General features: G+C 70.0%; 6 protein-coding genes, 1 rRNA gene and 1 pseudogene. 1 reads left to right on the forward strand and 7 read right to left on the reverse strand.

The window, feature by feature from the left end; genetic code table 11:
- Positions 1-116: 116 nt before the first annotated feature.
- The 6 genes and pseudogenes from VKA29_RS16855 to VKA29_RS16880 all read right to left on the reverse strand — a co-directional run bounded on the left by VKA29_RS16855 (position 117) and on the right by VKA29_RS16880 (position 5,547).
- The gene (locus VKA29_RS16855; RefSeq protein WP_324786500.1) at positions 117-932 is read right to left on the reverse strand and encodes a phosphatase; all 816 of its coding nucleotides are present in this window, start codon (positions 930-932) and stop codon (positions 117-119) included.
- Between the two features lie 123 nt (positions 933-1,055).
- Entirely contained in the window at positions 1,056-2,228 is a 1,173-nt protein-coding gene (locus tag VKA29_RS16860) for an acetoin utilization protein AcuC (RefSeq protein WP_324786502.1), read from the reverse strand.
- Entirely contained in the window at positions 2,179-3,420 is a 1,242-nt protein-coding gene (locus VKA29_RS16865) for an MFS transporter (RefSeq protein WP_324786504.1), read from the reverse strand. Before VKA29_RS16865 ends, VKA29_RS16860 begins: the two co-directional genes overlap by 50 nt.
- Positions 3,421-3,504: 84 nt before the next feature.
- Positions 3,505-4,287: a VC0807 family protein gene (locus VKA29_RS16870; RefSeq protein WP_324786506.1), complete on the reverse strand. Its 783-nt coding sequence runs from the start codon at positions 4,285-4,287 to the stop codon at positions 3,505-3,507.
- A 69-nt stretch (positions 4,288-4,356) separates the two neighbouring features.
- Positions 4,357-5,001: an HAD family hydrolase gene (locus VKA29_RS16875; protein WP_324786509.1), complete on the reverse strand. Its 645-nt coding sequence runs from the start codon at positions 4,999-5,001 to the stop codon at positions 4,357-4,359.
- Between the two features lie 77 nt (positions 5,002-5,078).
- A pseudogene (locus tag VKA29_RS16880) lies at positions 5,079-5,547 on the reverse strand (transposase).
- 113 nt (positions 5,548-5,660) lie between these two features.
- Between VKA29_RS16880 and VKA29_RS16885 the strand changes: the two are divergent.
- On the forward strand, positions 5,661-6,062 hold the full coding sequence (locus tag VKA29_RS16885) for a hypothetical protein (protein ID WP_324786511.1): 402 nt from the start codon (positions 5,661-5,663) through the stop codon (positions 6,060-6,062).
- A gap of 162 nt (positions 6,063-6,224) precedes the next feature.
- Here VKA29_RS16885 and rrf read toward each other — a convergent pair.
- Positions 6,225-6,341, reverse strand: a 5S ribosomal RNA gene (gene rrf, locus VKA29_RS16890).
- Positions 6,342-6,460: the final 119 nt, after the last annotated feature.

Genomic DNA, 6,460 nt, shown 5'->3' on the forward strand with positions numbered 1-6,460 from the left:
CTTCCGCACTCGACGGCCACCGGCTTCCCCTTCCGGTGACTCTTCGTCGCTGCGTGCTCACTCCCCAATGTAGGGGCGGGTGATGCGAGTGGGGAAGAGGTGCACCCATCGGCGGCCTACTGTGACAGACACGCTCGATTGAGTACGTAGCGGGTAAGCGGCCGGTAGTGACCGGACCGCACGCCGTCATCAAGTGGAACGACGACGGACACGGACCCCTCTGCCTCCCCGACGAACAGCGCGGGGTCGTCGGTGTCCGCCGGCCCCATGGCCTCGAACCCCAGCTGACCTGCCCCGCAGACCCATCCGTGGTCTCCCACGACCAGCTCCGGCAGGGGGCCGCCGGCCTCGGCCGCCGCCGCCAGCACGGTACGAACCGGCAGCGGGGAATGCGTGTGCGCGCCGGTCGCACGACCGGCGCGGGACGCCTCGTGTTCTCGCACGAGCGCGACTCCTCGTACGTAGTCGAGGTTGTACGAGCGTAGGCCGAACCGGGTCGTTATGTCGACACAGCGACCCTGCGCCGGTGTGAGGACGGTACATCCCGCCGCCGACACGGCGTCCGCGAGAGCGGCGTAGAAACCGAGCAGACGGTGCGGGTGTCCGGTGCCGAACAGTACCGGTGCGCCGCGCCGGGCGACCGCCGCGAGCCGGTCCGCGAAGGCGTCCAGCGCGGCCAGGGTCCGGTCCGGGTCGATCACGTCCTGGCCCGAGACGTGGTGCGGATCGGCCGAGACGCCGCACCTGTCCGCCATCAGCTCGATCACGTCCCGCTCCCGCCACGCCCCTTCGGGATCGATCCCGATCAGCACGCGCGGGTCCCGCGCGGCGAACAGCCGGTAACTGCGCAGGCTCGCCTCGCGCGAGGTGGCCACCGTCCCGGCGAGACGGGCTGCCAGGAGATGGTCGCGGAGGGCCGCGGCAGTCAGCACGTCAGCGATGGTGGCGCAGCACAGCGCGAGCGGCGACCCGAACGGCCCGACACCGCACGGTCGGCGTAACGGCGTGACAGCGCGGCGGGGGCAGCGGGGGGTGGGGGCGTAAGGGGTGTACGGCTAGGGAAGCAGCCCGCGCAGCGGGAACACCGCCCGCCGCGTCGCCAGCACCGCCTGGTCGAGCCGGTCCGCCGGGTCGTACCCCATCTCCCACTCGCCCCATGACACCGGCCAGCGCCCGTCCGTCATCCGCAGCGGTGCCGACTGCCGGGTGCGCGCGTACACCTCCTGCCGCCACGCCTCCGGGATCATCAGCTCCGGGTCCACCGGACGCCCGGCCGCGATCCCCACCAGATGCGTCCACGACCGCGGCACGACCTCGACCACCGCGTAACCGCCCCCGCCCAGCGCGACCCAGCGCCCGTCGGAGTAGGCGTGCGCCAGTTCGTGGCAGGCCACCTGGACGGCCCGCTGCGCGTCCAGCGACACGGCCAGGTGCGCCAGCGGGTCCTCGAAGTGCGTGTCGGTGCCGTGCTGCGTCACCAGAACCTGCGGCCGGAAGTCGGCGATCAGCTCCGGCACCACGGCGTGGAACGCGCGCAGCCAGCCCGCGTCGCCGGTCCCGGCCGGCAGCGCGAGGTTCACGGCAGAACCCTCCGCGGCGCTCGCGCCGGTCTCCTCCGGCCATCCGGTCTGCGGGAACAGGGTCCGCGGATGCTCGTGCAGCGAGATCGTCAGGACCCGCGGATCCTCCCAGAACGCCGCCTGCACCCCGTCCCCGTGGTGCACGTCCACGTCGACGTAGGCGACCCGCTCGGCCCCCAGCTCCAGCAGCCGCGCGATGGCCAGCGAGGCGTCGTTGTAGATGCAGAACCCCGAGGCGCCCCCGGGCATCGCGTGGTGCAGCCCGCCGGTGAAGTTCACGGCGTGCAGCGCGTCGCCGTTCCACACGGCCTCCGCGGCCCCCACCGACTGTCCCGCGATCAGCGCCGACACCTGGTGCATCCCGGCGAACGCCGGATCGTCCGTCGTGCCGAGCCCGTACGACCCGTCGGCCCCCTCGGGACGCGCCGAGGCCGCCTTCACGGCCTCGATGTAGTCCTCCCGGTGGACGAGCCGCAGCGTCGACTCCCCGGCCGGCCTGGCCGTGACGACCTCCACCTCCCGGTGCAGCCCGAGGGCTTCGACGAGGCTCCAGGTCAGGGCCAGCCGGACCGGATCCATCGGGTGGTCCGGACCGAAGTCATACCCCGTTACTGCCTCGTCCCACATCAGCTGTGCGCGGCCGCTCATACCGGCCACCGTATCGGTCCTCGCGGGGTGCGAACGAGCGGGCGTGGACCAACGTCAGCAGCACCAGCACCATCGGCACCAGCATCGCCCCGCGATAGCTCCACGCGTCGCCCAGCCCGCCCACCAGAGGCGAGCCGACCAGGAAGCCCACGTAGTTGAAGATGTTGAGCCGCGCGACGGCCGCGTCCGAAACCCCCGGGAACAGCCGTCCGGCCGCCGCGAAGGTCTGCGGCACCAGCACGCACAGCCCCAGACCCACCAGCGTGAACCCGAGCATCCCGGCCAAGGCCCCCGGTGCGCCGGCCACCACCGCGAACCCGAGCGCCGCCACCAGCGCACCCAGCCGCACCACGGCCACGGCCCCGAACCGCCGCACCCCGAAGTCGCCGAGGGACCGCCCCAGCAGGGTCGTGACCATGTAGACGTTGTACGGCACGGTCGCCAGCTGCTCGGAACTCCCCAGCACGTCCTGCAGGTACTTCGCGCTCCAGTTGGAGACCGTCGAGTCCCCGATGTACGCGAAGCTCATCACCAGGCACAGCGGCAACAGCAGCTTGAAGACGAGCCCCTGACCCTGCTCCTGCCCCTGGCGCTCGCCCCCGCCGTCCCCCGCCTCCGGTACGGGAGCGGCGCCGTTCCCGTCGACGTACCAGCTGCTGCCGGCCAGCGCGGCCGGCAGCAGCACCGCCACGACCGGCAGGTACGACACCCACAGCGCGAGGTGCCAGTGCGCCCCCGCCCAGGCCAGCGAGGCACCCACGATCCCGCCCAGGCTGTAGGCGGCGTGGAAGCTGAGCATGATGCTGCGCCGGTAGGCCCGCTGGAGACTCACCCCGAGCATGTTCATCGAGGCGTCCAGCACGCCCACGGCGAGCCCGAACGCGGCGAGCGCGAGGGCCAGTTCGGCCATCCGCCCGCCCGCCCCGACGCCGACCAGGGCGAGCAGCACCACCGGCTGCGACCAGCGCAGCAGCACGCTCGGCCGGACCCGCTTCACCAACTGCTCGGTCGTCACGCTGCCGACCCCGGCCAGCACGGGCACGGCGGCCAGGAAGGCCGGCAGCAGCGCGTCGGAGATGCCGTACCGGTCCTGGATGGCCGGAATCCGGGTCACCAGCAGAGCAAAGGCGGCGCCCTGCGCGAAGAAGCTGAACGCCAGCGAGGCCCTGCCGCGCCGCAGCACATCTGTCATGGCGGCGAGCGTAGGGCCCCGGGGTACTGGTGGGTAGATCGAGCCAAAGATGAATTTCCCTCAACTTTGCCTGGCGTGCCGGACTCAGGCGGCGGCGAAGGCGACCTCGGGCACCACCCGCCCTGCCTTCGGCTCCGCGCTCTCCGACTGGGCGCTCTCCAGCCCGGTGCTCTCCGACTCGGCGGCGAGGAGGCGCTCCATCGGCCGGGCGGCCAGGCGACCGCTGACCACGAAGGTGACCGCCATGACCCCCGCCATGATCACCGACCCCAGCCACACCATGGTGTCCACGGGGACGGTGTACGCCCCGACGACCCGCGCGACGCACTCACCGAGCAGCGCCACACCCCACACCAGGGAGAACAGCCGCTCCTTGCGCCGGAAGACGGCCGCCCTCACGGCCGCACCCGACGCCAGCCGCTGCCAGGCGGCCTCCCGCACCGCGTCCCCCTTGACCACGAAGGCCTTCACGGCGGCCGTCATCATCGGCCGGTCGAGCGCCACGGACACCAGGATGCCGATCCCGATCACGCTGCTGACCCCGCTGTCCTTGGCGAGCATCAGCCGCGGGTCGCCGGAGACGAAGCCGAGCACCAGCGAGACGACGTTCACCAGGAGGATCAGCGCGGAGAGCGGGTTGGTCCTGCGCTCCCTGACCGTGCTCCATCCGGTCCGCACGGCCGGCACCAGGCTGCTCCAGGCGAGAGCCGCGAAAGTGCTCGCCCCGAACGCCTCCTTGAGGAGGTAGTACGACCCGATCGGCACCGCCACGTCCACCAGCAGCGGCCTGAAGGCGTCCGCCCGGCTCGACCGGCTCGTCTTGCCCGCCTTGCCCGTGCGGCCCGTGTCGCTCGTCTTCGTCGTCATGCCCTCAGCTTCGCGGCTTCGGGGGGTTCACCAGTAGAAACGATCGTCCGGACCTCGGCATGACAAATGTCAGGCGAGGAGGTCGGGCAACTCCCGCATGTCGGAGAACAGTTTCCCGGCGCCCACGAGCTTCTCCGCCGGCGTCATGGCGGCGAACCCGAGGACGTCCATCCCCGCCGCCACGGCCGCCCGCACGCCCAGCGGGCTGTCCTCGACGACCACGCACCGCTCCGGTGCCACCCCCATCCGCTCGGCCGCGTACAGGAACAGGTCCGGCGCCGGCTTGCCCCGCCCCACGTCCTGCGAGCTGAAGATCCGGCCTTCCTCGAACCACCGGTCCAGCCCGGTCGTCCGGTGGCCCACCCGGATCCGCTCATGGCTCCCGGAGGACGCCACGCAGAACGGCACGCCGTCGGCCGACAGCCGCTCCAGCACGTCGGCGACGCCCGCCACGGGCTTCAGTTCGCGCTCGAACGCGGCGAACACCCGCGCATGGAAGACGTCGTCGAAGTCGTCCGGCAGCCGCTGCCCGGTCCGCTCCAGGACCAGCTCATGGATCCGGTGCATCGCGGACCCCATGTAGTCCCGGATCGATTCCTCGTACGACGTCGGATGCCCGAGCTCGGTGAGGTGAGCGGCGAGGAGCCGGTTCGATATGGGCTCGCTGTCGACGAGGACGCCGTCGTTGTCGAATATCACCAGGTCATAGCGCATGCTGCCGACCCTAAGGCTTGTCCCGTAAATGATCTCTGACTCCTGTGGACGAGGTCGTGATCAACCCGACCGCTCGCCTATCCCGTGAGGTTGAGGTTGTGCAGGCGGGCGATGCCGAGCATGGCGTAGTGGACGCCATCGCCCTTGATGCGGCAGTCGCCACCGTCGGCGATCGTCATCGTCATGCCGACGGCGGCCTTAGCGCCGGACTCCTCCCACGCCTTGCAGTCGTTGCGGTCACCCGGGAGGGGCGGCCGACCGCCACGACCAACCGGGTATCGGCGTCGATGACGACCTGGTGGTTCGTGGAGTACCGGTAGTTCTTGGACTGCTCAGCGATGAGGTGGTCGCGGGTGGGCACCAGGTGCCGTCCACAATGAGCACGGTGTCCTTGCTGAACCGTCTGCGGGGCCGCAGGGCAAGCGCAGGACCGAGGTGGTCGATAATCCGGTCTGCCACGGACTTCGAGATGCTGAAGGAGCGCGGGCTCAGCCCGCTGAACGGGGCTGTCCAAGACGACTCTGACGCCGTGATCACACCAGCCACCACAAGATCGTTCCATGATGCCCGGCACGACATCGTGATCCTCTGTCTCCCGCCCCGCGCAGGCCAAGCCGCATCCTGTGGCAACGCCCAAATTCAGTCTCTACAGTCAGCGCATGGCCACAGAGGACGGGCTCCCCAGTCACCCCGACATCGCCGCGATGCTCACCGACCAGACGAGCGCGTGCGAGGCAGCACGCGACGCCATCGCCAGCGGCGGTGAGGTACAGGTCTCGGACAGGGCGGCGCCCCACTGGATGGTTCACGGCATCGCCGCAACGAGGCTGAGGCGGTCGTTGAAGCGTGGTCTGCCGAAGACCATCGGCCTCGACGAGAGCGTTGAGATCCTCGCGCGGCACCGCGGCGAGCAACTGTGCACCGGGACCATCCTCGCAGCAGACCGGTCCTGGTTCTTCACTCTGTACTTCGACGCCACCGGGACCGAGCTCTTGGCGTGCAGCGGTGTCAAACGCTCTCCGAGGCCCAGCACGAAGGACTCCATCGAGCCCCCGAACTGATCCGCATCCGCGAGGAGCAGGTCGTGGAGGCAGGCAATGCCGAATCATCTCAACTGCGTCCAGGTGTTGCGGGACAAGCCTTAGCCCCTGGCCTCCCAGGCTAAGGGTGCCGGAACGCAGAAAACCCCGTACCGGAACCGGTACGGGGTTTTCTCAAGAATTGTTCGGCGGCGTCCTACTCTCCCACAGGGTCCCCCCTGCAGTACCATCGGCGCTGTAAGGCTTAGCTTCCGGGTTCGGAATGTAACCGGGCGTTTCCCTCACGCTATAACCACCGAAACACTATGAAACTGTGAACACCCGCACCACCCGTTCCCGGGCGGGGCTGTTCGTGGTTTCAGAACCAACACAGTGGACGCGAGCAACTGAGGACAAGCCCTCGGCCTATTAGTACCGGT

The organism is Streptomyces sp. H51 (genome assembly GCF_035656535.1).
In the GTDB taxonomy this organism is placed as follows: domain Bacteria; phylum Actinomycetota; class Actinomycetes; order Streptomycetales; family Streptomycetaceae; genus Streptomyces.

Excerpts from the sequence above, each read along its gene's own strand:
- VKA29_RS16870 (WP_324786506.1), bottom strand. The coding sequence starts at position 4,287 with ATGACGACGAAGACGAGCGACACGGGCCGCACGGGCAAGGCGGGCAAG.
- VKA29_RS16885 (WP_324786511.1), top strand. The coding sequence starts at position 5,661 with ATGGCCACAGAGGACGGGCTCCCCAGTCACCCCGACATCGCCGCGATG.
- VKA29_RS16860 (WP_324786502.1), bottom strand. The coding sequence starts at position 2,228 with ATGAGCGGCCGCGCACAGCTGATGTGGGACGAGGCAGTAACGGGGTAT.
- VKA29_RS16875 (WP_324786509.1), bottom strand. The coding sequence starts at position 5,001 with ATGCGCTATGACCTGGTGATATTCGACAACGACGGCGTCCTCGTCGAC.
- VKA29_RS16865 (WP_324786504.1), bottom strand. The coding sequence starts at position 3,420 with ATGACAGATGTGCTGCGGCGCGGCAGGGCCTCGCTGGCGTTCAGCTTC.